General features: G+C 68.2%; 19 protein-coding genes and 3 rRNA genes. 18 read left to right on the forward strand and 4 right to left on the reverse strand.

Annotated elements, in window-relative coordinates:
- The first annotated feature begins 746 nt into the window (after positions 1-746).
- The 7 genes from ACJ9NR_RS22380 (at position 747) to ACJ9NR_RS22410 (ending at position 9874) form a co-directional block, all read left to right on the forward strand.
- A 16S ribosomal RNA gene (locus tag ACJ9NR_RS22380) occupies positions 747-2272 on the forward strand.
- 310 nt (positions 2273-2582) lie between these two features.
- Positions 2583-5702: ribosomal RNA gene (locus ACJ9NR_RS22385) — 23S ribosomal RNA — on the forward strand.
- A 70-nt stretch (positions 5703-5772) separates the two neighbouring features.
- Positions 5773-5889 (forward strand): 5S ribosomal RNA (gene rrf / locus ACJ9NR_RS22390).
- Together the 16S, 23S and 5S rRNA genes form the textbook arrangement of a ribosomal RNA operon.
- Before the next feature lie 62 nt (positions 5890-5951).
- A complete protein-coding gene (locus ACJ9NR_RS22395; protein ID WP_412494382.1) occupies positions 5952-6596 on the forward strand; it encodes an HAD family hydrolase in 645 nt (214 codons plus the stop codon).
- A 92-nt stretch (positions 6597-6688) separates the two neighbouring features.
- The gene (locus tag ACJ9NR_RS22400) at positions 6689-7417 is read left to right on the forward strand and encodes a VC0807 family protein (protein WP_412494113.1); all 729 of its coding nucleotides are present in this window, start codon (positions 6689-6691) and stop codon (positions 7415-7417) included.
- A gap of 95 nt (positions 7418-7512) precedes the next feature.
- Positions 7513-8751, forward strand: coding sequence for an MFS transporter (locus tag ACJ9NR_RS22405; RefSeq protein WP_412494114.1), 1239 nt, complete (start codon positions 7513-7515; stop codon positions 8749-8751).
- Entirely contained in the window at positions 8702-9874 is a 1173-nt protein-coding gene (locus ACJ9NR_RS22410; protein ID WP_412494115.1) for an acetoin utilization protein AcuC, read from the forward strand. Before ACJ9NR_RS22405 ends, ACJ9NR_RS22410 begins: the two co-directional genes overlap by 50 nt.
- Positions 9875-9960: 86 nt before the next feature.
- Here ACJ9NR_RS22410 and ACJ9NR_RS22415 read toward each other — a convergent pair whose 3' ends face one another.
- Positions 9961-10416: a spore-associated protein A gene (locus ACJ9NR_RS22415; RefSeq protein ID WP_412494116.1), complete on the reverse strand. Its 456-nt coding sequence runs from the start codon at positions 10414-10416 to the stop codon at positions 9961-9963.
- Between the two features lie 241 nt (positions 10417-10657).
- On the opposite strand from ACJ9NR_RS22415, the gene ACJ9NR_RS22420 reads away from it, so the two are divergent.
- The 5 genes from ACJ9NR_RS22420 (at position 10658) to ACJ9NR_RS22440 (ending at position 14474) form a co-directional block, all read left to right on the forward strand.
- Entirely contained in the window at positions 10658-11473 is an 816-nt protein-coding gene (locus tag ACJ9NR_RS22420) for a phosphatase (RefSeq protein WP_412494117.1), read from the forward strand.
- Between the two features lie 129 nt (positions 11474-11602).
- Positions 11603-11812, forward strand: a complete 210-nt coding sequence (locus ACJ9NR_RS22425) for a helix-turn-helix domain-containing protein (RefSeq protein ID WP_016437488.1) — start codon at positions 11603-11605, stop codon at positions 11810-11812.
- Positions 11813-11966: 154 nt separating this feature from the next.
- A complete protein-coding gene (locus ACJ9NR_RS22430; protein ID WP_003948845.1) occupies positions 11967-12065 on the forward strand; it encodes a 30S ribosomal protein bS22 in 99 nt (32 codons plus the stop codon).
- Positions 12066-12345: 280 nt separating this feature from the next.
- The gene (locus ACJ9NR_RS22435; protein WP_412494118.1) at positions 12346-13407 is read left to right on the forward strand and encodes an NAD-dependent epimerase/dehydratase family protein; all 1062 of its coding nucleotides are present in this window, start codon (positions 12346-12348) and stop codon (positions 13405-13407) included.
- 14 nt (positions 13408-13421) lie between these two features.
- Positions 13422-14474 carry a lysophospholipid acyltransferase family protein gene (locus ACJ9NR_RS22440; RefSeq protein WP_412494119.1) on the forward strand — a complete coding sequence of 351 codons (1053 nt, stop codon included), beginning with the start codon at positions 13422-13424 and terminating at the stop codon, positions 14472-14474.
- A gap of 48 nt (positions 14475-14522) precedes the next feature.
- On the opposite strand, the gene ACJ9NR_RS22445 is transcribed toward ACJ9NR_RS22440, so the two are convergent.
- From ACJ9NR_RS22445 to ACJ9NR_RS22455, 3 genes are all read right to left on the reverse strand, one after another.
- Positions 14523-15746 (reverse strand): DUF5667 domain-containing protein, encoded by a 1224-nt coding sequence (locus tag ACJ9NR_RS22445; protein WP_412494120.1) that lies wholly within the window; start codon positions 15744-15746, stop codon positions 14523-14525.
- A 226-nt stretch (positions 15747-15972) separates the two neighbouring features.
- Positions 15973-16749: an ECF subfamily RNA polymerase sigma factor, BldN family gene (locus ACJ9NR_RS22450; RefSeq protein WP_412494121.1), complete on the reverse strand. Its 777-nt coding sequence runs from the start codon at positions 16747-16749 to the stop codon at positions 15973-15975.
- A 329-nt stretch (positions 16750-17078) separates the two neighbouring features.
- Positions 17079-17990, reverse strand: coding sequence for an HAD family hydrolase (locus tag ACJ9NR_RS22455; RefSeq protein ID WP_412494122.1), 912 nt, complete (start codon positions 17988-17990; stop codon positions 17079-17081).
- Between the two features lie 161 nt (positions 17991-18151).
- On the opposite strand from ACJ9NR_RS22455, the gene ACJ9NR_RS22460 reads away from it, so the two are divergent.
- The 6 genes from ACJ9NR_RS22460 (at position 18152) to ACJ9NR_RS22485 (ending at position 24819) form a co-directional block, all read left to right on the forward strand.
- Positions 18152-18421 carry a glutaredoxin family protein gene (locus tag ACJ9NR_RS22460; RefSeq protein WP_412494124.1) on the forward strand — a complete coding sequence of 90 codons (270 nt, stop codon included), beginning with the start codon at positions 18152-18154 and terminating at the stop codon, positions 18419-18421.
- Between the two features lie 288 nt (positions 18422-18709).
- Complete coding sequence (locus ACJ9NR_RS22465; protein ID WP_412494126.1) at positions 18710-19474, forward strand: redox-sensing transcriptional repressor Rex; 765 nt, start codon at positions 18710-18712, stop codon at positions 19472-19474.
- Positions 19471-21249, forward strand: a complete 1779-nt coding sequence (locus ACJ9NR_RS22470) for a glutamyl-tRNA reductase (RefSeq protein ID WP_412494127.1) — start codon at positions 19471-19473, stop codon at positions 21247-21249. Before ACJ9NR_RS22465 ends, ACJ9NR_RS22470 begins: the two co-directional genes overlap by 4 nt.
- Complete coding sequence (gene hemC / locus ACJ9NR_RS22475; RefSeq protein ID WP_412494128.1) at positions 21246-22244, forward strand: hydroxymethylbilane synthase; 999 nt, start codon at positions 21246-21248, stop codon at positions 22242-22244. Before ACJ9NR_RS22470 ends, hemC begins: the two co-directional genes overlap by 4 nt.
- Complete coding sequence (locus tag ACJ9NR_RS22480) at positions 22241-23947, forward strand: bifunctional uroporphyrinogen-III C-methyltransferase/uroporphyrinogen-III synthase (RefSeq protein ID WP_412494129.1); 1707 nt, start codon at positions 22241-22243, stop codon at positions 23945-23947. Before hemC ends, ACJ9NR_RS22480 begins: the two co-directional genes overlap by 4 nt.
- 170 nt (positions 23948-24117) lie before the next feature.
- A complete protein-coding gene (locus ACJ9NR_RS22485) occupies positions 24118-24819 on the forward strand; it encodes a hypothetical protein (RefSeq protein WP_412494130.1) in 702 nt (233 codons plus the stop codon).

The following is a 24819-nucleotide window of genomic DNA, read 5'->3' on the forward strand; positions in this document are numbered from 1 at the left end:
TCTCCGTTCGGGCCGCCGTCCCGGACGGCCACCCCTCGAAGATCAGGAGGAGATACGAGAAACGGCCGCCGGGGCGGCGGCCGTTGAGTGCATACGTGAGTCCGGCCGCCGTCAGGCGGCCCACCACAGCTGGGTACACGTACGCGTAGTCATGGCCTCAGGCTACGCCTTCCGGGTGCGGTCCGGAGGCGAGTTGACACGCCCGGACCGGATCCGTACTGTTCTCCGAGTTGTCCGACGTGAGCGCCGACTCCGGTCGGTCCCCGGACAGCCATTCCGTCAGTACCCACCACTGCTCGACAGTCGTCGATCCGTCGCCTGTCGTTGAATTGGCATGCGTATTCACGGAATGAGGAATCCGCGTTCGAAAGGACGCAGCCCCCGATTAGCGCGGGAGGCAGGGAGTCCGCTAAAGTCTCACTCGTCGGAACGGCCCAACGGCCGGGAAGACAACCCCCTCTGACTGGGAATCAGACGCCGAAAGGATCTGATAGAGTCGGAAACGCAAGACCGAAGGGAAGCGCCCGGAGGAAAACCCGAGAGGGTGAGTACGAAGGAAGCGTCCGTTCCTTGAGAACTCAACAGCGTGCCAAAAGTCAACGCCAGATATGTTGATAACCCGTCTCCGGCCATACGGTCGGGGCGAGGTTCCTTTGAAAAAATACACAGCGAGGACGCTGTGTGCGGGGGGATTATTCCTCCTCTCGCACCGCTCTCGTGTGTGTCGCCCCGATGACGGGGAAGCATTCACGGAGAGTTTGATCCTGGCTCAGGACGAACGCTGGCGGCGTGCTTAACACATGCAAGTCGAACGATGAACCACTTCGGTGGGGAAGAGTGGCGAACGGGTGAGTAACACGTGGGCAATCTGCCCTGCACTCTGGGACAAGCCCTGGAAACGGGGTCTAATACCGGATACAACCGCTGACCGCATGGTCGGGTGGTGGAAAGCTCCGGCGGTGCAGGATGAGCCCGCGGCCTATCAGCTTGTTGGTGAGGTAATGGCTCACCAAGGCGACGACGGGTAGCCGGCCTGAGAGGGCGACCGGCCACACTGGGACTGAGACACGGCCCAGACTCCTACGGGAGGCAGCAGTGGGGAATATTGCACAATGGGCGCAAGCCTGATGCAGCGACGCCGCGTGAGGGATGACGGCCTTCGGGTTGTAAACCTCTTTCAGCAGGGAAGAAGCGCAAGTGACGGTACCTGCAGAAGAAGCGCCGGCTAACTACGTGCCAGCAGCCGCGGTAATACGTAGGGCGCAAGCGTTGTCCGGAATTATTGGGCGTAAAGAGCTCGTAGGCGGCTTGTCGCGTCGGTTGTGAAAGCCCGGGGCTTAACCCCGGGTCTGCAGTCGATACGGGCAGGCTAGAGTTCGGTAGGGGAGATCGGAATTCCTGGTGTAGCGGTGAAATGCGCAGATATCAGGAGGAACACCGGTGGCGAAGGCGGATCTCTGGGCCGATACTGACGCTGAGGAGCGAAAGCGTGGGGAGCGAACAGGATTAGATACCCTGGTAGTCCACGCCGTAAACGGTGGGCACTAGGTGTGGGCGGCATTCCACGTCGTCCGTGCCGCAGCTAACGCATTAAGTGCCCCGCCTGGGGAGTACGGCCGCAAGGCTAAAACTCAAAGGAATTGACGGGGGCCCGCACAAGCGGCGGAGCATGTGGCTTAATTCGACGCAACGCGAAGAACCTTACCAAGGCTTGACATACACCGGAAACGGCCGGAGACGGTCGCCCCCTTGTGGTCGGTGTACAGGTGGTGCATGGCTGTCGTCAGCTCGTGTCGTGAGATGTTGGGTTAAGTCCCGCAACGAGCGCAACCCTTGTCCCGTGTTGCCAGCAGGCCCTTGTGGTGCTGGGGACTCACGGGAGACCGCCGGGGTCAACTCGGAGGAAGGTGGGGACGACGTCAAGTCATCATGCCCCTTATGTCTTGGGCTGCACACGTGCTACAATGGCCGGTACAATGAGCTGCGATACCGTGAGGTGGAGCGAATCTCAAAAAGCCGGTCTCAGTTCGGATTGGGGTCTGCAACTCGACCCCATGAAGTCGGAGTCGCTAGTAATCGCAGATCAGCAGTGCTGCGGTGAATACGTTCCCGGGCCTTGTACACACCGCCCGTCACGTCACGAAAGTCGGTAACACCCGAAGCCGGTGGCCCAACCCCTTGTGGGAGGGAGCTGTCGAAGGTGGGACTGGCGATTGGGACGAAGTCGTAACAAGGTAGCCGTACCGGAAGGTGCGGCTGGATCACCTCCTTTCTAAGGAGCATCTTGCTGCCGCAGAGCAGCCAGAGCCACTACGCCGGCAAACGTCCGGCGGTGGTCAGCTCATGGGTGGAACGTTGACTACTCGGCCGGGACCTCGGGTCGGAGGCTGCTAGTACTGCTCGCAAGAGCGTGGAACGCATGATCTCCGGACGGGACCTGGCCGGGCACGCTGTTGGGTGTCTGAGGGTACGGCCGTGAGGTCGCCTTCAGGTGCCGGCCCCAGTGAACTCGAACCGGGTGGTTCGGGGTGGTGGGTGGTTGGTCGTTGTTTGAGAACTGCACAGTGGACGCGAGCATCTGTGGCCAAGTTTTTAAGGGCGCACGGTGGATGCCTTGGCACCAGGAACCGATGAAGGACGTGGGAGGCCGCGATAGGCCCCGGGGAGTCGTCAACCAGGCTTTGATCCGGGGGTGTCCGAATGGGGAAACCCGGCAGTCGTCATGGGCTGTCACCCGCTGCTGAACACATAGGCAGTGTGGAGGGAACGCGGGGAAGTGAAACATCTCAGTACCCGCAGGAAGAGAAAACAACCGTGATTCCGGGAGTAGTGGCGAGCGAAACCGGATGAGGCCAAACCGTATACGTGTGAGACCCGGCAGGGGTTGCGTGTGCGGGGTTGTGGGATCTCTCTTCTGTTGTCTGCCGGCGACAGGACGAGTCAGAAACCGTTGATGTAGGCGAAGGACATGCGAAAGGTCCGGCGTAGAGGGTAAGACCCCCGTAGTCGAAACGTCAGCGGCTCGTTTGAGAGACACCCAAGTAGCACGGGGCCCGAGAAATCCCGTGTGAATCTGGCGGGACCACCCGCTAAGCCTAAATATTCCCTGGTGACCGATAGCGGATAGTACCGTGAGGGAATGGTGAAAAGTACCCCGGGAGGGGAGTGAAATAGTACCTGAAACCGTGTGCCTACAAGCCGTGGGAGCGTCGGATGGGAGCTTGCTTCCATCTCGTGACTGCGTGCCTTTTGAAGAATGAGCCTGCGAGTTTGCGGTGTGTTGCGAGGTTAACCCGGGTGGGGTAGCCGTAGCGAAAGCGAGTCCGAAGAGGGCGTTTTAGTAGCATGCTCAAGACCCGAAGCGGAGTGATCTAGCCATGGGCAGGTTGAAGCGGCTGTAAGAGGTCGTGGAGGACCGAACCCACCAGGGTTGAAAACCTGGGGGATGACCTGTGGTTAGGGGTGAAAGGCCAATCAAACTCCGTGATAGCTGGTTCTCCCCGAAATGCATTTAGGTGCAGCGTCGTGTGTTTCTTGCCGGAGGTAGAGCACTGGATAGGCGATGGGCCCTACCGGGTTACTGACCTTAGCCAAACTCCGAATGCCGGTAAGTGAGAGCGCGGCAGTGAGACTGTGGGGGATAAGCTCCATGGTCGAGAGGGAAACAGCCCAGAGCATCGACTAAGGCCCCTAAGCGTACGCTAAGTGGGAAAGGATGTGGAGTCGCAGAGACAACCAGGAGGTTGGCTTAGAAGCAGCCACCCTTGAAAGAGTGCGTAATAGCTCACTGGTCTAGTGATTCCGCGCCGACAATGTAGCGGGGCTCAAGCGTACCGCCGAAGTCGTGTCATTGCAGCATGAGGGTCAACGCCCGCTGTGATGGGTAGGGGAGCGTCGTGTGCCGGGTGAAGCAGCACCGGAAGGTAGTTGTGGACGGTTCACGAGTGAGAATGCAGGCATGAGTAGCGATTCACACGTGAGAAACGTGTGCGCCGATTGACTAAGGGTTCCTGGGTCAAGCTGATCTGCCCAGGGTAAGTCGGGACCTAAGGCGAGGCCGACAGGCGTAGTCGATGGATAACCGGTTGATATTCCGGTACCCGCTGTGAAGCGTCAAACATCGAGCATCGTGATGCTAAGGCCGTGAAGCCGCCCCGGAGCCTTCGGGCGAAGGGGAGTGGTGGAGCCGCCGGACCAAGCGGTTAGTAGGTGAGTGATGGGGTGACGCAGGAAGGTAGTCCAGCCCGGGCGGTGGTTGTCCCGGGGTAAGGGTGTAGGCCGCAAGGTAGGTAAATCCGCCTTGCATACGGCTGAGACCTGATGCCGAGCCGATTGTGGTGAAGTGGATGATCCTATGCTGTCGAGAAAAGCCTCTAGCGAGTTTCATGGCGGCCCGTACCCTAAACCGACTCAGGTGGTCTGGTAGAGAATACCGAGGCGTTCGGGTGAACTATGGTTAAGGAACTCGGCAAAATGCCCCCGTAACTTCGGGAGAAGGGGGGCCACACCTGGTGACGAGTCTTGCACTCCGAGCTGGGGGTGGCCGCAGAGACCAGCGAGAAGCGACTGTTTACTAAAAACACAGGTCCGTGCGAAGCCGTAAGGCGATGTATACGGACTGACGCCTGCCCGGTGCTGGAACGTTAAGGGGACCGGTTAGTCCGATTTCGGTCGGGCGAAGCTGAGAACTTAAGCGCCAGTAAACGGCGGTGGTAACTATAACCATCCTAAGGTAGCGAAATTCCTTGTCGGGTAAGTTCCGACCTGCACGAATGGCGTAACGACTTCTCGACTGTCTCAACCATAGGCCCGGTGAAATTGCACTACGAGTAAAGATGCTCGTTTCGCGCAGCAGGACGGAAAGACCCCGGGACCTTTACTACAGTTTGATATTGGTGTTCGGTTCGGCTTGTGTAGGATAGCTGGGAGACTTTGAGACGCGGACGCCAGTTCGTGTGGAGTCGTCGTTGAAATACCAGTCTGGTCGTGCTGGATGTCTAACCTGGGTCCGTGATCCGGATCAGGGACAGTGTCTGATGGGTAGTTTAACTGGGGCGGTTGCCTCCTAAAGGGTAACGGAGGCGCCCAAAGGTTCCCTCAGCCTGGTTGGCAATCAGGTGTTGAGTGTAAGTGCACAAGGGAGCTTGACTGTGAGACCGACGGGTCGAGCAGGGACGAAAGTCGGGACTAGTGATCCGGCGGTGGCTTGTGGAAGCGCCGTCGCTCAACGGATAAAAGGTACCCCGGGGATAACAGGCTGATCTTCCCCAAGAGTCCATATCGACGGGATGGTTTGGCACCTCGATGTCGGCTCGTCGCATCCTGGGGCTGGAGTCGGTCCCAAGGGTTGGGCTGTTCGCCCATTAAAGCGGTACGCGAGCTGGGTTTAGAACGTCGTGAGACAGTTCGGTCCCTATCCGCTGTGCGCGTAGGAGTCTTGAGAAGGGCTGTCCCTAGTACGAGAGGACCGGGACGGACGAACCTCTGGTGTGCCAGTTGTTCTGCCAAGGGCATGGCTGGTTGGCTACGTTCGGGAGGGATAACCGCTGAAAGCATCTAAGCGGGAAGCCTGCTTCGAGATGAGGACTCCCACCTCTATAAGAGGGTAAGGCTCCCAGTAGACGACTGGGTTGATAGGCCGGATCTGGAAGCCAGGTGACTGGTGGAGGTGACCGGTACTAATAGGCCGAGGGCTTGTCCTCAGTTGCTCGCGTCCACTGTGTTTGTTCTGAGGCAACGACCGTGTGGTGTCCGGTTGTAACTTCATAGTGTTTCGGTGGTTATAGCGTGAGGGAAACGCCCGGTTACATTCCGAACCCGGAAGCTAAGCCTTACAGCGCCGATGGTACTGCAGGGGGGACCCTGTGGGAGAGTAGGACGCCGCCGAACAATCTTTGAGAAAACCCCCGCATCATTCGATGCGGGGGTTTTCTGCGTTTAGGCTCAGGATCATGCGATACGACCTTGTGATCTTCGACAACGATGGCGTCCTCGTCGACAGTGAGCCCATCTCCAACCGGCTCCTCGCCGCCTATCTGACCGAGCTCGGGCATCCGACCTCGTACGAGGACTCTCTTCGTGACTACATGGGGGCGGCCATGCACCGGGTCCATGACCTCGTCGAGGAGCGGACCGGGAGGAAGTTGCCGGCGGACTTCGACGACGTCTTCCACGCGCGGGTGTTCGCGGCGTTCGAGCGGGACCTGGAGCCGGTCCCAGGGGCTGTCGGGCTGCTGGAGAAGCTGGCTGCCGACGGCGTTCCGTACTGTGTCGCGTCCTCCGGGAGCCATGAGCGGATCCGGGTGGGGCACCGGAAGACCGGGCTGGACCGGTGGTTCGACGACGGGCGGATCTTCAGTTCGCAGGACGTGGGGCGGGGGAAGCCGGCGCCCGATCTGTTTCTGTACGCGGCGAAGCGGATGGGTGTCGCGCCGGAGCGGTGTGCGGTCGTCGAGGACAGTCCGCTGGGTGTGCTGGCGGCCGACGCGGCCGGCATGGACGTGTACGGCTTCACCGCCATGACGCCGCCCGAGCGGCTCTCCGGTGCCACGCGGCTCTTCAGCGATTTCGGCGAGTTGGCCGACCTGCTCGTGTGACGCCGGCGTGGGTGCCCGGCTGACATTTGTCACGCCGAGCTCCGGACGATCGTTCCTACTGGCGACCAGGGGGCGGACGAGAAGCTGAGGGCATGACGACGAACACGGTGTCCCAGGGCCGGAGCAGCACCCGGACTCCCAGCGCGCTCGACAACTTCCGTCCGCTGATCGTGGACGTGGCGGTTCCGCTCGGTTCGTACTACCTGTTCAAGGGCGCCTTCGGGATGAGCACCTTCGCGGCGCTCGCCTGGAGCAGCGTGGTCCCGGCGGTGCGGACGGTCTGGAGCGTGGTGAAGGAACGCAGGGTGAACGGGCTGGCGGGGCTGATCCTCGTCGTCAACGTGGTCTCCCTGCTGCTGAGTTTCGTCTCCGGCGACCCGCGGCTGATGCTCGCCAAGGACGGCGCGGTCAGCAGCACCGTCGGCATCGGCATCCTCGTGTCGGTGGCTCTCGGTCGGCCGATGATGACCGCCGGCATGAAGCCGTTCCTGGTGAAGGGCGACCCGGCGAAGGAGGCCGCGTGGCAGCGGCTGGTGTCGGGCCGGGCGGCCGGCTCGGTGGACTTCCTGCGCAAGGAGCGGACGTTCTCCGTGGTGTGGGGCGTGGCGCTGCTCGCCGAGTGCGTGGCGCGGGTCGTGGGGGCGTACACCGTCCCGGTGGACACCATGGTGTGGCTCGGCGGGGTCCTGATGGCCGGTGTGATGACGCTGACCTTCCTCGTCAGCGGCGGGCTGGCCGCCGGGCCGATGGAGGCGATGGTCCGCGCCGAGGCGAGGACCGAAAGGGCTGCCGCCGGAGCCGAGGTCGCCGTCGCGGCCTGAGCGGGTCGCCGTAGGGACGGAAAAGATGAAGCTGAGGGAAATTCATCTTTGGCTTGATCTACCCACAAGTAGCCAGGGGCCTTACGCTCGCCGCCATGACAGATGTGCTGCGGCGCGGCAGGGCCTCCTTGGCGTTCAGCTTCCTCGCTCAGGGCGCCACCTTTGCCCTGCTGGTGACTCGCATCCCGGCCATTCAGGACCGGTACGGGGTGTCCGACGCGCTGCTGCCCGTCTTCCTCGCCGCCGTGCCCGTCCTGGCCGGCGTCGGCAGCGTGACGACCGAGCAGCTGGTGAAGCGGATACGGCCGAGTCTGCTGCTGCGGTGTCTGCAGCCCGTGGTGCTGCTCGCGCTTCTCGGTGTCGGGGCGGGAGAGCACCTGGCCGAACTGGGGCTGGCGCTGGCCGCGTTCGGGCTCGCCGTCGGTGGGCTCGACGCCTCCATGAACATGCTCGGCGTGAGCCTGCAGCGGGCGTACGGCCGAAGCATCATGCTCAGCTTCCACGCCGCGTTCAGCCTCGGCGGAATCCTCGGGGCGTCGCTGGCCTGGGTGGGAGCGCACTGGCACCTGGCGCTGTGGGTGTCGTACCTGCCGGTCGTCGCGGTGCTGCTGCCCGCCACGCTGGTGGGCAGCCGCTGGTACGTCGACGGGGGCTCCCGGGAGGTCGTCAAGGAGCGGCAGGAGCAGGAGCAGGAGCGGGTACAGGCTCAGGCTCAGAGGGTCGTCTTCAGGGTGCTGCTGCCGCTGTGTCTGGTGATGACCTTCGCGTACATCGGGGACTCGACCGTCTCCAACTGGAGCGCGAAGTACCTGAAGGACGTGCTCGGGAGCTCGGAGCAGCTGTCGACGGTGCCGTACAACGTCTACATGGTGACGACGCTGCTGGGGCGGTCGCTGGGGGACACCGGGGTGCGCCGGTTCGGGGCCGTCGCGGTCGTGCGGCTGGGGGCGCTGGTGGCGGCGCTGGGGTTCGCGGTGGTGGCCGTGGCGCCGGGGGCGTGGGCCGGGATGCTCGGGTTCACGCTGGTCGGACTGGGGCTGTGTGTGCTGGTGCCGCAGACCTTCGCGGCGGCCGGGCGGCTGTTCCCGGGCGCCTCCGATGCCGCTGTGGCGCGGCTGAACGTCTTCAACTACGTCGGCTTCCTGATCGGCTCGCCGCTGGTGGGCGCGCTGGGGGACGCGTGGAGCTATCGGTGGGCGATGCTCGTGCCGATGGTGTTGGTGCTGGTGACACTGGTCTACGCCCGCTCGTTCGCGCCTCGGCCGGACCGATACGGTGGCGGGCATGAGCGGCCGCGCACAGCTGATGTGGGACGAGGCAGTAACGGGCTATGACTTCGGTCGGGACCATCCGATGGACCCGGTCCGGCTGGCCCTGACCAGGCACCTCGTCGACGCCTTCGGGCTCGACAAGGAGGTCCGGATGGTGGCGGCGAAGCCCGCCGGGGAGTCGACGCTGCGGCTCGTCCACCGGGAGGACTACATCGACGCCGTGAAGGCGGCCTCGGCCGATCCGGAGGCGGCGGACGGGGCGTACGGGCTGGGGACGCTGGACGATCCCGCGTTCGCCGGGATGCACGAGGTGTCCTCGCTGATCGCCGGTCAGTCGGTGGGGGCCGCGGAGGCCGTGTGGCGCGGTGACGTGCCGCACGCGGTGAACTTCGCGGGCGGGCTGCACCACGCGATGCCGGGCGGTGCCTCCGGGTTCTGCATCTACAACGACGCGGCGCTGGCGATCGCGCGGCTGCTGGAGCTGGGGGCCGAGCGGGTCGCGTACGTCGACGTCGACGTGCACCACGGCGACGGCGTGCAGGCGGCGTTCTGGGACGATCCCCGGGTGCTGACGATCTCGTTGCACGAGCACCCGCGGACGCTGTTCCCGCAGACCGGGTGGCCGGAGGAGACGGGGGCGGAGTCCGCGGAGGGTTCGGCCGTGAACGTGGCGCTGCCCGCCGGGACCGGGGACGCCGGATGGCTGCGGGCCTTCCACGCCGTCGTACCGGAACTGATCGCCGACTTCCGGCCGCAGGTGCTGGTGTCGCAGCACGGGGCCGACACGCACTTCGAGGATCCGCTCGCGCACCTGGCCGTGTCGCTGGACGCGCAGCGGGCCGTGCAGGTCGCCTGTCACGAGCTGGCCCACGAGCACGCCGACGGGCGGTGGGTCGCGCTGGGCGGCGGGGGATACGCGGTGGTCGAGGTCGTGCCGCGGTCGTGGACGCATCTCGTGGGGATCGCGGCGGGACGGGAGATCGCGCCCGAGACGGCGGTCCCCGAGGGGTGGCGGCAGGAAGTCTTCGCCCGCACCCGGCAGTTGGCGCCCGGGCGGATGACCGACGGGCGGTGGCCGGTGTCCTTCGCCGGGTGGGAGGCGGGGTACGACCCGGCCGACCGGCTGGATCAGGCGGTGCTGGCCACGCGCCGGGCCGCCTTTCCGCTGCGGGGGCTGCTTCCGTAGGAGGCTGCTGCCCCGGGGAGGTTGCAGGGCGGCAGGAAAGGGCCGCCGGGACGGGAGCCGTCCCGGCGGCCGGGTGAGCCGGTGCCTCAGCCGCAGTGGCCCGAGTCGCCGCCCGAGGCGTTGCCGATGACCCCGCGCCACTCGATGCAGTGGCCGCGCGCGGCGACGTAGACCGGGCCGGCGTAGGACGTGTACTGGCCCTGGTCCCGGACCGGCGTGGTCTCGTGGCCGAGGTCGGCCTTGAGCTCGACGGACATGTAGATCCTCGCCCCCGCGGTGTTGCGGATGGTCACGGCGCAGTTCTTGCCGGTCGACTGGTTCCAGGTGATGAACACCTTGCCGGAGTTGCCGACCGGCGTGGAGCCGATGACCTTGTAGCCCGTGCCGCAGGCGCCGTTGTATGTGGCGGAGGCGGCGGCCGGCCTGGCGGCGGCGGTCGGCCGGGTGGCCGCCGAGGCCGGAGTGGTCGCGGCGAGCGTGCCGCCGAGCGCCAGGACGGCGAGCGCGCCGGCGGTCGTGGCGCGACGGGACGGCTTGTGCATGGTTGTTCCCCCTGCTGTGGTGTGGTCCACGTGACCCGTGTGGGCCGACGTGCCGTGAACGGTTGGTCGTTGCCGTTCACGCAGGATGAGACCGGAGAGTCCGGACGTTGGTTGTGGCGTCTTCTGTCACCGTTCTGTCACTGCCCGTCAGGGGCGGCATCATGCGGCTCATTACGCCACTCGTGCGGTAATTCACCTGTTTTGGCCGTGCTGGTCCCCGTGGTCCGTCACCATCGCAGACGTGTTGAGCACCGGAGCCCTGCGCGCCCATCTCCTGGCGGCCCGTCTCGCCGGGCCCGTGGCCACGTCGCGTGAGGAGAGCCTCCGCAGCTATCGGCTCTTCGCCGCGCGCGATCCCCGCGTGCTGATCGGGCTTGACCCTGAATGGACCTGGAGACAGCGGGATCTGATCGGGTTGATGGCGGACAAGTGCGGGGTTTCGGCCGATCCGCAGCATGTCTCCGGTCAGGATGTGATCGATCCGGAGCGAACTCTGACCGCTCTGGATGCCTTCGCGGCCCGTCTCGCCGCAGCGGCCCAGCGCAGCGCCCCTGTGCTCCTCGGGACCGGTCACCCGCACCGCCTGCTCGGCTTCTACGCCGCCTTGGCGGACGCGCTGTCGGCGGCGGGATGTACCGTCCTCACACCGGCGTATGGTCGCCGTATCGACATAACGACCCGGTTCGGCCTACGTACGTACAACCTTGACTACGTACAAGGAGTCGCGTTGGTGCGGGAACCCGGGGCACCCCGCCCCGGTTGTGCGACCGGCGTGCACACCCACTCGCCGCTCCCGGTTCGTACCGCCCTGGCCGCGGCGGCCGAGGCCGGCGGGGCCCTTCCCGAGCTGGTCGTCGGGGACCACGGCTGGGTCTGCGGGGCAGGTCAGCTGGGGTTCGAGGCCATTGGTCTCGCCGATACGGACGATCCCGCCCTCTTCGTGGGGGAGGCCGAGGGGTCCGTGTCCGTCGTCGTTCCACTTGATGACGCTGTGCGGTCTGATTACTACCGGCCGCTGACCCGCTACGTACTCAATCGAGCGTGTCTGTCACAGTAGGCCGCCGATGGGTGCACCTCTTCCCCACTCGCATCACCCGCCCCTACATTGGGGAGTGAGCACGCAGCGACGAAGAGTCACCGGAAGGGGAAGCCGGTGGCCGTCGAGTGCGGAAGGTTCAGGTGTGTCATGGCTGCTGAGCAGAGGCCTCTGAGTGAGGTCCAGTTCCTTACCGTGGCGGAGGTCGCCTCGGTGATGCGAGTGTCGAAGATGACTGTGTACCGGCTGGTGCACAGCGGTCATCTGCCCGCGATCAGGGTGGGGCGGTCCTTCCGCGTCCCCGAGAACGCGGTTCACGAGTACCTTCGCGAGAGTTACGTGGGGGTGGAAACCGCCTGACGAACGGCCCGGGGGGATCCTCAGGGCACTACAGGGATCTCCCCCGGCAACCTCGATTACGACCTCAGCGCTCGGACGGGTAGGCTGGCCCCTCGTAGGTCGTATGGGCCCATGGCGCCCAACACCGAGTGATGAGAAGTGAGCGAGGGTAGTCGTGGGCTCTGTTATCAAGAAGCGGCGCAAGCGGATGGCGAAGAAGAAGCACCGCAAGCTGCTCAAGCGCACGCGCGTTCAGCGTCGCAACAAGAAGTGAGCGATGCTCTAGGAGCGTGTTCTGTGGCCCCCCACCGCAACCGGTGGGGGGCCACACGCGTCCGGGCTTCACGGAAGCCACCACGAGCACCCGCGATCACGCGCCCGTCCTGTGCCTACGCATGGGTTTCACATGGCCTGGTCTGTTCGTATGTCTGTGGATGCCGTCACTTCGTGCATTGGGTGGTCATCACAGCGCAACATCGACCCGCTAAGTTGGCCGCAGGCGGGGAACGCGGCAGGCTACGAGTACCGGATGGGCTGGAAGGAAGGCGCAGATCTTGGGCAAGGTCGTGCTCGTGACCGGAGTGGCCCGCTGGCTGGGGGGCCGGTTCGTACGACGGATCCAGCGTGACCCGGGGGTCGACCGGGTCATCGCCGTGGACGCGGTCGCGCCCGAGCATCATCTGGGCGGCGCGGAGTTCATCCAGGCCGACATCCGGCAGCCCACCATCGGGCGGGTGCTCGCCGAGACGGGTGCCGACACCGTCGTCCACATGGATGTGAGCGCGACCGGGCTGGGCAGCGGCAGCCGGACGGCGATCAAGGAGACCAACGTCATCGGCACCATGCAGCTGCTCGGTGCCTGCCAGAAGTCCCCGACGGTCAAGCGGCTCGTGGTGAAGTCCAGTACGAACGTCTACGGCTCCGCCTCCCGCGACCCCGCGGTGTTCACCGAGACCACCCCGCCCAAGTCGCTGCCCAGCGGCGGCTTCGCGAAGGACACCGTCGAGGTCGAGGGCTACGTACGGGGCTTCGCGCGGCGGCGGCCCGACGTGGCCGTGTGCGTGCTGCGCTTCGCCAACATCCTGGGGCCCACGGCGGACACGCCGCTCGCCTCCTACTTCTCGCTGCCGGTCCTGCCGACCGTGTTCGGCTACGACCCGCGGCTGCAGTTCGTCCACGAGGACGACGTGATGGAGGTGCTGCGGATCGCCTCGCGGGAGCCGGCGCGGGGCACGCTCAACAGCGGCACCTTCAACATCGCCGGCGACGGGGTTCTGCTGCTCTCCCAGTGCTCCAGACGGCTCGGCCGCCCCACGGTGCCGCTGCTGCTGCCCGCGGTCACCTGGGCCGGCTCGCTGGTGCGTACGCTGGGAATGACGGACTTCTCGCCCGAGCAGATCCGACTGCTGACCCATGGCCGGGTCGTGGCGACGGACCAGATGCGGGAGACGCTCGGATTCAGGCCGAAGTACTCGACGGCGGAGACCTTCGCGGACTTCGCGCGTGGTCACGGCCCCGGGCTCGTGCCGCCGGAGGCCCTTGCGGGGGCCGTCGACCGGATCGCCGCGCTGCCCGTCCTGGGCGGCGGCCACGCCCCGACGCAGAGCGCCAACTGAGGAGCGCATCAACGATGGCGGATGCCAAGGTCATTCCGTTCGACGACGACCGGTCCCGCGGAGGCGCCGTACAGCGGCCCTCGCGGCGCCGGGGCGCGGGGAGCCGGCGCAAGACCACGGAGCCCGCGCTGGTAGGTGAGGTCCAGCCCCTGCCCAGCAGGATGTCCGCGCAGGATGATGTTCCCGTGACGCATGAGGAGGAGCCGCCGCAGCAGCCGCAGGAGGACGGCGGCTGGGAGCGGCGCGTCGCGAGCGGCCTGTCCTTCCTGCGCCGCCGCCTCACCGGCGACTACGAGGTCGACGACTTCGGCTACGACGAGGAGCTGACCGACCAGGTTCTGATGTCCGTGCTGCGGCCGGTGTACGAGAAGTACTTCCGGGTCGATGTGAAGGGCGTCGAGAACATCCCGTCCGACGGCGGCGCGCTGCTCGTCGCCAACCACTCCGGGACGCTCCCGCTGGACGGCCTGATGATGCAGGTCGCCGTGCACGACCACCATCCGGCGGGCCGCCATCTGCGGCTGCTCGCCGCCGATCTGGTCTTCGTGCTGCCGGTCGTCAACGAGCTGGCCCGCAAGCTGGGCCACACCCTGGCCTGCGCCGAGGACGCCGAGCGGCTGCTGGGCCAGGGTGAGCTGGTGGGGGTGATGCCGGAGGGCTTCAAGGGCATCGGCAAGCCCTTCGGCGAGCGGTACAAGCTCCAGCGCTTCGGCCGCGGCGGCTTCGTCTCCACGGCACTGCGCCGCGGCGCGCCGATCATCCCGTGCTCCATCGTGGGCGCGGAGGAGATCTACCCGATGATCGGCAACGCGAAGACCCTCGCGCGGCTGCTGGGCTTCCCGTACTTCCCGCTGACGCCGACCTTCCCGTGGCTCGGCCCACTCGGCGCGATCCCGCTGCCGACGAAGTGGACGATCCAGTTCGGCGAGCCGATCCCGACCGACGGCTATCCGCCGGAGGCCGCCGAGGACCCCATGCTGATGTTCAACCTGACCGACCAGGTCAGGGAGCAGATCCAGCACACGCTCTACAAGCTGCTGGTGCAGCGGCGGTCGGTGTTCTTCTGACGGGGGCGTCCTCCCTGGGAAGGACGCCCCCATGACCACCGTGGGGTCTTACTGGCCGGTGTCCTCGCTGTCGATGCCGAGGCCGGGGAGCAGGCCCGGGAGCAGCGGCGGGATGGTCACGTCCGGCCCGCTGGAGGGGGACTTGGTCTCGGACGGGGAGGCACTGCCGCTGTCCTTCGGCGGGTCGAGCAGACCTCCGGTGTTGCCACCGAGGAGGCCGTCGCCGGTGGAGTCGGCCGACTGGCTGGGACTGCTGGGACGGCTGTGCTCGGAGGAGTCGCCGCCGGCGCTGGGCGACGCCGGCTTCCGGGCGGAACCGGACGTGCCCTGGGACGCCCTGCCCGAGCCGTGCTGCTTGCCGTCGCCGCGCCCCTGGGCCGGGGACGGGGGCAGCAGGGACTGCAGCGGGGCGACCTCCTGGTCTATGGCGTCGAACACCGACGACACCTGCTGACTGACGTCCCCGAGCTGGAGCGGGAGCCGCTCGCGCAGGGCGCCCCAGACTTCGCGGTGCGAGCGGGAGAACGTGGACAGGGCCTGGATGGGGCCGAGCGAGTCGGGGTCGCGCTCGTACGCCTCGTGCAGCAGCCGGTGGCCCTCGGACGCGTCGTGGGTGACGCCGGCCAGGGTGCGGCGGATCTCGCCGAGGGACTCGTGGTCGAGCTGGGTGTTGCCGCGGCCGCGCTCCATCAGGCGGCGCGCCTCGCTCAGCCGGGTGGAGGCCTGGTCGAGATAGGCCACACCGCGCTGGTCGTCGCCCTCGGACATGTAGTTGAGCTTGAAGTCCTCGATGCCGCGTTTGAGCCCGTAGAGCGAGTCGCCCGGCAGGGCGTCCTGGCTGGCGGCGGCGACTCCGCCGAAGGCTCCCGCCGCGACGCCGACGCTCAGTCCGCCCGCCGCCAGGCCCTTGGTCAGCCGCGACCGCGGCCGCAGCTTGCCCAGCGGGCTCGCGCGGTGGGCACCGCGCGCACGCTGGACGGGCAGCGACGGGTCCGCCGTCTCACCGCCGGCGCTTTCCTGCAGCATGGCCTCGAACGCGGCCACCAGCTGGGCCCGCTGGACGGCCTTCACCTCGGGGTCCAGCTTCGGTCTGGGCAGCTCGCCGAGACACTCCGTGAGGGCCAACAGCCGAACCTGCTCGGTCTGTTCCGCAGCAGCCGTGGACGGGGCCGGTCCTTCGGACTGCTCGGCCGCCGTGCCCCGGTCCGGCTGTTCCTCCAGGGCCTGGGCGAAGGCGTTCGCCCGCCGGTGTGCCGATACGTTCGCGATCACTGGCGGCACCTCCTCTCATCATGACGGTCGACTCCCCAGGGGGTCCTGAGGGTTGCACGCTCTGACCACATCCACACGATCGAGTGATCGGAGACGGCCAGGGAGTGACCACAGGGAGCCTGCATCCCGCACAACGAGCGTCTCGGCACTTGGGTTACGGACGACGGATGATCGGAACGAGAAGTCAACGGAGTATCACGGGCCGCTAGTTGGTTGTCACCCAGCGTCAGCGGACGTCGTCGGGCAGCAGCCGGGCCAGGGTGCGCACCGCGCGGTACTGGAGCGTCTTGATGGCGCCCTCGTTCTTGCCCATGACGCGGGCGGTCTCGGCGACCGACAGGCCCTGCAGGAAGCGGAGCGTCACGCACTCCTGCTGCTGGGGATTGAGGCGTCGTACGGCGTCGAGCAGGGCGGCGTTGGAGAGGGACTCCAGGACGGAGTCCTCCGGGGAGCGCTCGACCTCGTTGGCGTCGAGCATCTCGCCGGTGGTGACCTCGAGGCGGAAGCGGCTCGACTTGAAGTGGTCGGCGACGAGGTTGCGGGCGATGGTGACCAGCCAGGCGCCGAAGTCGCGGCCCTGCCAGGTGAAGGTGCCGATGCGGCGCAGGGCGCGCAGGAACGTCTCACTGGTGAGGTCCTCGGCGGTGGCCTTGCCGCCCACGCGGTAGTAGATGTACCGGTAGACGGTGTCGCTGTACTGGTCGTAGAGCCGGCCGAAGGCGTCGGCCTCGCCGGCCTGGGCGCGTTCGACCAGGTCCATCATCCGGGCGCTGTCGCTGTCCGCGGCCGGTCGGCGGGTGGTGGTGGCGGTGCCGGCCACCCGGCCGCGTCTGCCGACGGCGGCGCTGCCGTCGGCGAGCGCGTAGCACGGGCCGACGGGGGTGGTGGCAACGGCGAGGGCGGGGACGGCGTACGCGGTGGGGACGAAGCCGCGCAACAGGTCCAGGACCGTTGCGCGCAGCGTAGCCAGGCCCGAGGCGTCAACCCCGACGTGTGGGTACACGGGACTCCCAGAGGCAGAGCTTCCATCACGTGCAGTGCGGAACCGTTCACCCGTCGTAGCGACGGAGTGGTACCGGTTTGCGTCTGAGGAGAATAACGCTTCGTACAGGCGCTGCTACACCCAGTTGCTCAAATCACCGATTCCGTCGCTTCTGTAACCGATTGACGCCCGTTCAAGTACCTCTGCGTGATCGGTTGTTGATCGAATCGGTTCGGATTACGTATGAGAACGGGGCGTGTTGTGGCGGTGTGCAGCCAACGGGACTGCACAAACGCGGAACGGGCCGGGAAACATGTCCCGGCCCGCCGTGTCGCACGCAGTTCACGGCGTCAGCGGCGCCGCTTGTGCAGAGCGATCGCCGCCGCGGTGCCCCCGGCGACCGCACCCACCCCGGCCGCCGCCGGGATGCCGACCTTCGCCGCCTTGCGGCCCGTGCGGTAGTCGCGCAGCCGCCACTCCAGGTCGCGGGCGTGCTTGCGGAGCTTGGTGTCGGGGTTGATGGCGTAGGGGTGGCCGACCAGCGACAGCATCGGGATGTCGTTGTGGGAGTCGCTGTAGGCGGCGCAGCGGGAGAGGTCCAGGCCCTCCGCGGCGGCGAGGGCGCGCACCGCCTCCGCCTTGGCCGGGCCGTGCAGCGGCTCGCCGACCAGCTTGCCCGTGTAGACACCGTCCACCGACTCCGCGACCGTGCCCAGGGCGCCGGTCAGACCCAGGCGGCGGGCGATCACGGTCGCGATCTCCACCGGCGCCGCGGTGACCAGCCACACCCGCTGGCCCGCGTCGAGGTGGGCCTGGGCCAGGGCGCGGGTGCCCGGCCAGATCCGCTCGGCCATGTACTCGTCGTAGATCTCCTCGCCGATCGACCGCAGTTCCGCGACGCGGTGGCCCTTCACGATGGACAGCGCCGAGTCGCGGGCCTCCTGCATGTGTTCGGGGTCCTCGACGCCGGCCAGCCGGAACCAGGCCTGCTGCCAGGCGAACCTGGCGAGGTCGCGGGTCTCGAAGAACTTCCGCTTGTACAGTCCCCGGCCGAAGTGGAAGAGGGCGGCGCCCTGCATCACGGTGTTGTCGAGGTCGAAGAACGCGGCAGCCTTGTCGTCGCCGAGTACGGGGAACTCCTGTTCCTCCGCGGGGACGTCCTGCGAGGACTTGCGCGCTGCCTCCGCAGAAGCCTCGCCTGCCAACACACTGCGCGCCGTGGCGGAACGCCTACGGGGAGTGAGCCATCCGAGAGCGGCCATGCCCGTGAGCATAGCCAGTTTGTTCGGTGCCTCCATGCGCCCGAGGTTCGAAGCCCGTGAACTCTCCGCGACCGTGTCGTTAAAGAACTCGTACCGTCCGCGCGTCGCCCGGCGTTTTCGCGGGTGTGCCGCACCGGGGCGCTCGCGCGAGAATGGCCGACATGAGCCCCCTCTTTCGCCGCAGGCCCCCGCAGGACCGTCTCGTCACCCTCATCCGCAAGCAGGGGTGCCATCTGTGCGATGACGCACAGTCGGTGGTGGAGAAGGTCTGCGCGGAGGTGGGCGTGCCGTGGGAGAGCAAGGACATCTCGCGGGACCGGCAACTCCACGACCAGTACTGGGAGCAGATCCCCGTGGTGCTCGTCGACGGCAGGCAGCACACCTTCTGGCGCGTGGACGAGGAGCGGTTGCGCAAGGCGCTGACCGACTGACCGACGGGGCCGCCTTCCCCGGTGTGTCGCTTAGGATCGATGGTGTCTGGTCTCGGGGGTGGGGATCGTTGAGGAGAGTGTGCGGTTTTGCCCCCCGAAGTAAAGGAATTGTGGTGCGCGTGCGCCGGTTCCGTATCAGTGCGCCGGGGGCGCGTGACCCCGGTCACGTTGGCCGGGCAAATCGGACACCATCTTTGTGCACGCGTTCACAAAGACATAGCCTGCTGTCGACGGGGCGGTCTGGGTACACGTGACCGCCCACAGCCCCGCTCTACCCGCAGGAGCACCGTGGCAACTGGCCGAACTCACCGACCGGCGACCCGCAGCCGAGGGATTCCCGAGGCCACCGTCGCCAGGCTTCCGCTGTACCTCCGCGCTCTGACCGCACTGTCGGAGCGCTCGGTGCCCACGGTCTCCTCCGAGGAGCTCGCGGCCGCGGCGGGGGTCAACTCCGCGAAGCTGCGCAAGGACTTCTCCTACCTGGGCTCCTACGGCACCCGTGGTGTGGGCTACGACGTCGAGTATCTCGTCTACCAGATCTCACGCGAGCTCGGGCTCACCCAGGACTGGCCGGTTGTGATCGTCGGTATCGGCAACCTCGGCGCCGCCCTGGCCAACTACGGCGGGTTCGCCTCCCGCGGTTTCCGGGTGGCCGCCCTGATAGACGCCGATCCGGCGATGGCGGGCAAGCCCGTCGCGGGCATCCCCGTGCAGCACACCGACGACCTGGAAAAGATCATCGAGGACAACGGGGTGAGCATCGGCGTCATCGCCACCCCCGCCGGCGCCGCCCAGCAGGTCTGCGACCGGCTCGTGGCCGCCGGGGTCACCTCCATCCTGAACTTCGCGCCGACCGTGCTGTCCGTCCCCGAAGGGGTCGACGTACGCAAGGTCGACCTCTCCATCGAGCTGCAGATCCTCGCCTTCCACGAGCAGCGCAAGGCCGGGGAGGAGGCCGCCGGGACCGACGGCGCCGGACCGGTCGCCGCCGCGCGCGGGAACTCGGCCGACAAGGGCCCGGACGGGGACGTACCCGCCGTGATGCCGGCATGAGCCTGCTCGTCGTCGGACTGAGTCACCGCAGCGCCCCCGTCAGCGTCCTGGAGCGCGCCGCGCTGAACCCGGACGCCCAGATCAAGCTGCTGCAGGACACGGTCGCCGCGGAGCCCGCCGCCGAGGCCGCGGTCCTCGCCACCTGCAACCGCATCGAGCTCTACGCGGACGTCGACAAGTTCCACGCCGGGGTCGCCGAGCTGTCCACGCTGCTCGCCCAGCACAGCGGGGTCGGTCTCGAGGAGCTCACGCCGTACCTCTACGTCCACTACGAGGACCGCGCCGTCCACCATCTGTTCTCGGTGGCCTGCGGCCTCGACTCCATGGTGGTGGGCGAGGGGCAGATCCTCGGGCAGATCAAGGACTCGCTGGCGAAGGCGCAGGACCTGCACACGGCGGGACGGCTGCTGAACGACCTGTTCCAGCAGGCGCTGCGGGTCGGCAAGCGGGCCCACTCCGAGACCGGCATCGACCGCGCCGGGCAGTCCCTGGTCACCTTCGGCCTGGAGCAGCTGGCCGCAGGGGGCGGTGTCGATGACTGGGCGCGCGGCAAGAAGGCGCTGGTCGTCGGGGCCGGTTCGATGTCCTCGCTGGCCGCCGCCACGCTCGCGCGGGCCGGGGTCGCCGAGATCGTCATCGCCAACCGCACCGCCGAGCGCGCCGAGCGCCTGGCGCAGATACTCACCGAGGCCGACGGCACGGACGTGGCCGCCCGCGCGGTACCGATGGCATCGGTGCCGGTCGAGCTGACACGTGCCGACGTCGTCGTCTCCTGCACCGGCGCCACGGGCCTCGTCCTGCCGGCCGACGCGGTCACGGCGGCGGTCGAGGACCGTACGGACGCACCCGCCGCCGTGCCGGAGAGCGCTGCCGGGCCGGTCGCGCCCGCCGGCGCGCCCAAGAGCGCCGAACCGGACGCGCGCACCGACGCGTCTGCGCTGCCGCCCGCCTCCGCCGGCACCGAGGAGAACTGCCCGCTCGACCTGTCCGCCGCGCAGGCCGGCTTCTCCGTGATGGGGGAGGCCGCCGTCGCCGGGATGGACGCGGCGACCCTGGAGCAGCACGCGGCCTGGGTGGACAACGGCACCGTGGACCGCCGCGACGGGGGCGCCTCCCAGGCCCTCAGGGCGGCGGGCGAGGCGCGCCGCACGCCCGAGTCCGACGCCGAGCTGATCACCGCGCTCGCCGCCCTCACCGCGAGGGTCGGCCGGATCCCCGAGCTCCGCAGGCCCGAGCCCGTCGCCGGGCCCCCGAGGCCCGCGCCCGTGCTCTTCCTGCTGGACCTCGCGATGCCGCGCGACATCGACGCGGCCGTGCACCGGCTGGCCGGCGTCCGGCTCGTCGACATCGAGTCGCTGGCGGAGGCCTCCGCCGACGCGCCGATGGCCGCCGACGTCGACCGGGTCCGCCGGATCGTCTCCGACGAGGTCGCCGCCTTCGGCGCCGCGCTGCGGGCCGCGCACATCACGCCCACCGTGGTCGCGCTGCGCACGATGGCCGCCGATGTCGTCGCGAACGAGATCGCGCGGCTCGAGGGGCGGCTGCCCGGGCTCGACGACAAGCACCGCAGCGAGATCACGCAGACCGTCAAGCGCGTCGTGGACAAGCTGCTGCACGCGCCGACGGTACGGGTCAAGCAGCTCGCGGCCGAACCGGGCGGAGCGGGGTACGCGGATGCCCTGAGGACCCTTTTCGACCTCGACCAGGAGGCGGTGGCCGCGGTCTCCCGCGCCGACGACGACTCAGAGAACAGCAAGAACCGAGGGCCGGCATGAACAGCAAGGCATTGAGACTGGGCACCAGGCGGAGCAAACTCGCCATGGCCCAGTCCCGGCAGGTGGCGGACGCCGTGAGCCGGGTGACAGGACGGCCCGTCGAGCTCGTCGAGATCACCACCTACGGCGACACCTCCCGCGAGCACCTCGCCCAGATCGGCGGCACGGGCGTGTTCGTCACGGCGCTGCGTGAGGCGCTGCTGCGGGGCGAGGTCGACTTCGCGGTTCATTCGCTCAAGGACCTGCCCACCGCGCAGCCAGAGGGACTGGTGCTGGCCGCCGTCCCGCCGCGTGCGGACCCGCGTGACGTGATCGTCGCCCGGGACGCGCTGAAGTTCGCCGACCTGCCGCGCGGCGCGCGCGTCGGGACGGGCTCGCCGCGCCGCATGGCACAGCTGAACGCGTACGCGTCCGCCCACGGGCTGGGCATACGCACGGTCCCGATACGGGGCAACGTCGACACCCGGATCCGGTACGTGCGGGAAGGCGAGCTGGACGCGGTCGTCCTGGCCGCCGCCGGCCTGAACCGGCTGGGCCGGAGCGACGAGGTGACCGACTTCCTGTCGGTCGACACGGTTCTGCCCGCCCCCGGCCAGGGGGCACTGGCGATCGAGTGCGCCGCGGACCACGCGGACCTGATCGCCGCACTCGAAGAGCTCGACGACCCGTTCACCCGGGCCGCCGTGACCGCCGAGAGGTCATTGCTCGCCGCCCTGGAGGCCGGTTGCAGCGCCCCCGTGGGCGCGCTGGCCGACCTTCCCCCGGTCCTCGACTTCGCTCGAGCCTGGGGCGACCCCCAGGGCGACGGGCAGACTGTCAACGAAATGCGCCTGCGCGGGACGGTCGGCACGCCCGACGGCGCGCGCACGGTGCAGCTGTCCACCACCGGTCCCGTGCCCGAGACGTACGACCAGGCAATGGCGCTCGGCCGTGAACTCGCGGCCGAGATGCTCGCCCAGGGCGCGGCCGGTCTGATGGGGGAGCGAGCACATTGAGCCCCACCACCCTTCCCACCGGCCTCGAACACGGGCACGTCACCTTCCTGGGTGCCGGACCCGGGGATCCGGGACTGCTGACTCTGCGCGCCGTGGAGGCGCTGGCGAACGCGGACATTCTGGTCGCCGAGCACGACGTGCTCGACGTGGTGCGCAAGCACGCCAGACAAGGCGCCGCCGAGGTGCACACGGACGGGGGCCCTTCCTCGGACTCCCACCCGGGCACGGGCACACCTCAGCTGGCGGTTGTTGACGGTTCGTCAACAACCGCTGGGGTCCCCGCGGTACGGGATGCCGCACATCTTGTCATGGAGGCCGCGCGGGGCGGCAGGCGGGTCGTCCGAGCGGTGTCCGGGGACCCTGGCCTGGACGCTTACGCCGCCGAGGAGATGCTCGCCTGCGCCGCCGCGGGCGTGCCCTTCGAGGTGGTCCCCGGTGTCGCGGCCGCGGTCGGCGTGCCCGCGTACGCCGGTGTCCCGCTGCGCGACGCCGAGGGTGCGGACGTGCGGTTCGTGGACGCCCGTACCGCCTCGGACCGCTGCTGGACGGAGGTGGGGGCCTCCGACGGGACCGTGGTCGTGTCGACGACGCTCGACTCCGTCGGCGCGGCGGCCGGGGAGCTGGTGTCGGCGGGCCGCAAGCCCGATACGCCGCTGACCGTGACGATCGCGGGCACCACCACGCGTCAGCGGACCTGGGCGGCGACGCTCGGCACCATCGCGCAGACCCTGAAGCAGGCCAAGGTGCTGCCCTCGCCGGAGGGCGGGCGGCCGGTGATAGCCGTGGTCGGTGAGCGTTCCGCCGCCGCCCGGCGCGACCAGCTGTCGTGGTTCGAGTCCAAGCCGCTGTTCGGCTGGAAGGTGCTCGTGCCGCGCACGAAGGAGCAGGCGGCGTCGCTCTCCGACCAGCTGCGGTCCTACGGCGCCGTGCCGCACGAGGTGCCGACCATCGCCGTCGAGCCGCCGCGCACGCCCCAGCAGATGGAGCGGGCCGTCAAGGGGCTCGTCACCGGGCGCTACGAGTGGATCGCCTTCACCTCCGTCAACGCCGTCAAGGCGGTGCGGGAGAAGTTCGAGGAGTACGGGCTGGACGCCCGTGCCTTCGCCGGGATCAAGGTCGCGGCGGTGGGCGAGCAGACCGCGAAGGCGCTCGTCGCCTTCGGTGTGAAGCCGGACCTGGTGCCGAGCGGTGAGCAGTCGGCCGCGGGCCTGCTGGAGGACTGGCCGCCGTACGACCCGGTCTTCGACCCGATCGACCGTGTCTTCCTCCCCCGTGCGGACATCGCCACCGAGACCCTGGTCGCCGGGCTCATCGAGCTGGGCTGGGAGGTCGACGACGTCACGGCGTACCGGACCGTGCGGGCGTCGCCGCCGCCGGCGGAGACCCGGGAGGCGATCAAGGGCGGCGGCTTCGACGCGGTCCTGTTCACCTCGTCGTCCACCGTGCGCAACCTGGTCGGCATCGCCGGCAAGCCGCACAACGTGACCGTCATCGCGTGCATCGGCCCGGCGACCGCCAAGACGGCCGAGGAGCACGGGCTGCGGGTCGACGTCATGGCCCCGGAGCCGTCCGTCTCCAAACTGGCCGAGGCGCTGGCGGACTTCGGCCTGCGGCGGCGGGCCGCGGCGCTGGAGGCCGGGGACCCGGTGACGCGGCCGAGCGAGCGGCGGCCGGGGGCCCGGCGGCGGCGTACGACGACCTGAGCCGTTCCGGCGGCGGACCCGACGAGGCGGAGCGTTTCTGCAGGAACGCTCCGCCTCGTGATAACCGCCTTCCTCGCCCTCGCCCGCCTGCGATGCTGATCCCCATGGGTGAGGGAGATCGGGAACGGCGTGCGGGTGGGGCCCGGTGGTTACGGCGTCGGGGCGCCGCGGTGGTGCTGACGTGTGCCGGTGCGGGACTGGCGGTCGTGCATGTGCTGGCGCCGGGCCTGCGGATCGACGGTGTCACGGTGACGCTGCTGGTGGTGGCCGCGGTGCCGTGGCTCGGCGAGCTGTTCCGCAGTATCGAGGTGCCGGGTATCGGCAGGATCGAGTTCCGGGACATCGAGCGCAGGATCGAGGCCGTCCAGCGGACGGCGAGCGCGGCGCTCGTCGGTGACGGTCCCGACGGCGGGGCCGTGGACGACACCGCCGCCATGGGCGCGGTCCGGGAACTGGCCGCCGAATACGTGAACGTACGCCTCCAGCAGCGCAGCGGCCAGGCGCGGAACCACCGGATGGACCAGATCTTCGCCCGCCTGGTGCGCGCGACGCAGCGGGTGCGTGACTTCGACGCGGCCGCGTTGCTCGGCTCCCAGGACGCCGGACTGCGCCTGGCGGCCTATGCGCGTCTGTACGCGCTGCCCGAGCCGGAGGTGCTGAGCGTGCTGGTGGACGCGGCGAGCGGTGAACCGCTCCCCTTCAACCAGTACTGGGGGCTCCAGGCCGTCGGCAGATGCGTGGACGACATGGAGGCGGAGCGGGTTCCGCTCAGTGCGGTCCGCCGGCTGGAGGACCTCCGGTCCCGGCTGTTCCGCGCCACCGACCGGCGGGAGATCGTCGATCGCGTGCTCGCGGGCGTCGGCGGACGCTGA

It is taken from the genome of Streptomyces sediminimaris, from assembly GCF_047049295.1.
Classification (GTDB): domain Bacteria; phylum Actinomycetota; class Actinomycetes; order Streptomycetales; family Streptomycetaceae; genus Streptomyces; species Streptomyces sediminimaris.

What these genes read in the sequence shown, in the direction of transcription:
- ACJ9NR_RS22425 (WP_016437488.1), top strand. Translation starts at nt 11,603, where the DNA reads ATGGCTGCTGAGCAGAGGCCTCTGAGTGAGGTCCAGTTCCTTACCGTG.
- ACJ9NR_RS22415 (WP_412494116.1), bottom strand. Translation starts at nt 10,416, where the DNA reads ATGCACAAGCCGTCCCGTCGCGCCACGACCGCCGGCGCGCTCGCCGTC.
- ACJ9NR_RS22400 (WP_412494113.1), top strand. Translation starts at nt 6,689, where the DNA reads ATGACGACGAACACGGTGTCCCAGGGCCGGAGCAGCACCCGGACTCCC.
- ACJ9NR_RS22455 (WP_412494122.1), bottom strand. Translation starts at nt 17,990, where the DNA reads ATGGCCGCTCTCGGATGGCTCACTCCCCGTAGGCGTTCCGCCACGGCG.
- ACJ9NR_RS22405 (WP_412494114.1), top strand. Translation starts at nt 7,513, where the DNA reads ATGACAGATGTGCTGCGGCGCGGCAGGGCCTCCTTGGCGTTCAGCTTC.
- ACJ9NR_RS22460 (WP_412494124.1), top strand. Translation starts at nt 18,152, where the DNA reads ATGAGCCCCCTCTTTCGCCGCAGGCCCCCGCAGGACCGTCTCGTCACC.
- hemC (WP_412494128.1), top strand. Translation starts at nt 21,246, where the DNA reads ATGAACAGCAAGGCATTGAGACTGGGCACCAGGCGGAGCAAACTCGCC.
- ACJ9NR_RS22470 (WP_412494127.1), top strand. Translation starts at nt 19,471, where the DNA reads ATGAGCCTGCTCGTCGTCGGACTGAGTCACCGCAGCGCCCCCGTCAGC.
- ACJ9NR_RS22440 (WP_412494119.1), top strand. Translation starts at nt 13,422, where the DNA reads ATGGCGGATGCCAAGGTCATTCCGTTCGACGACGACCGGTCCCGCGGA.
- ACJ9NR_RS22410 (WP_412494115.1), top strand. Translation starts at nt 8,702, where the DNA reads ATGAGCGGCCGCGCACAGCTGATGTGGGACGAGGCAGTAACGGGCTAT.
- ACJ9NR_RS22395 (WP_412494382.1), top strand. Translation starts at nt 5,952, where the DNA reads ATGCGATACGACCTTGTGATCTTCGACAACGATGGCGTCCTCGTCGAC.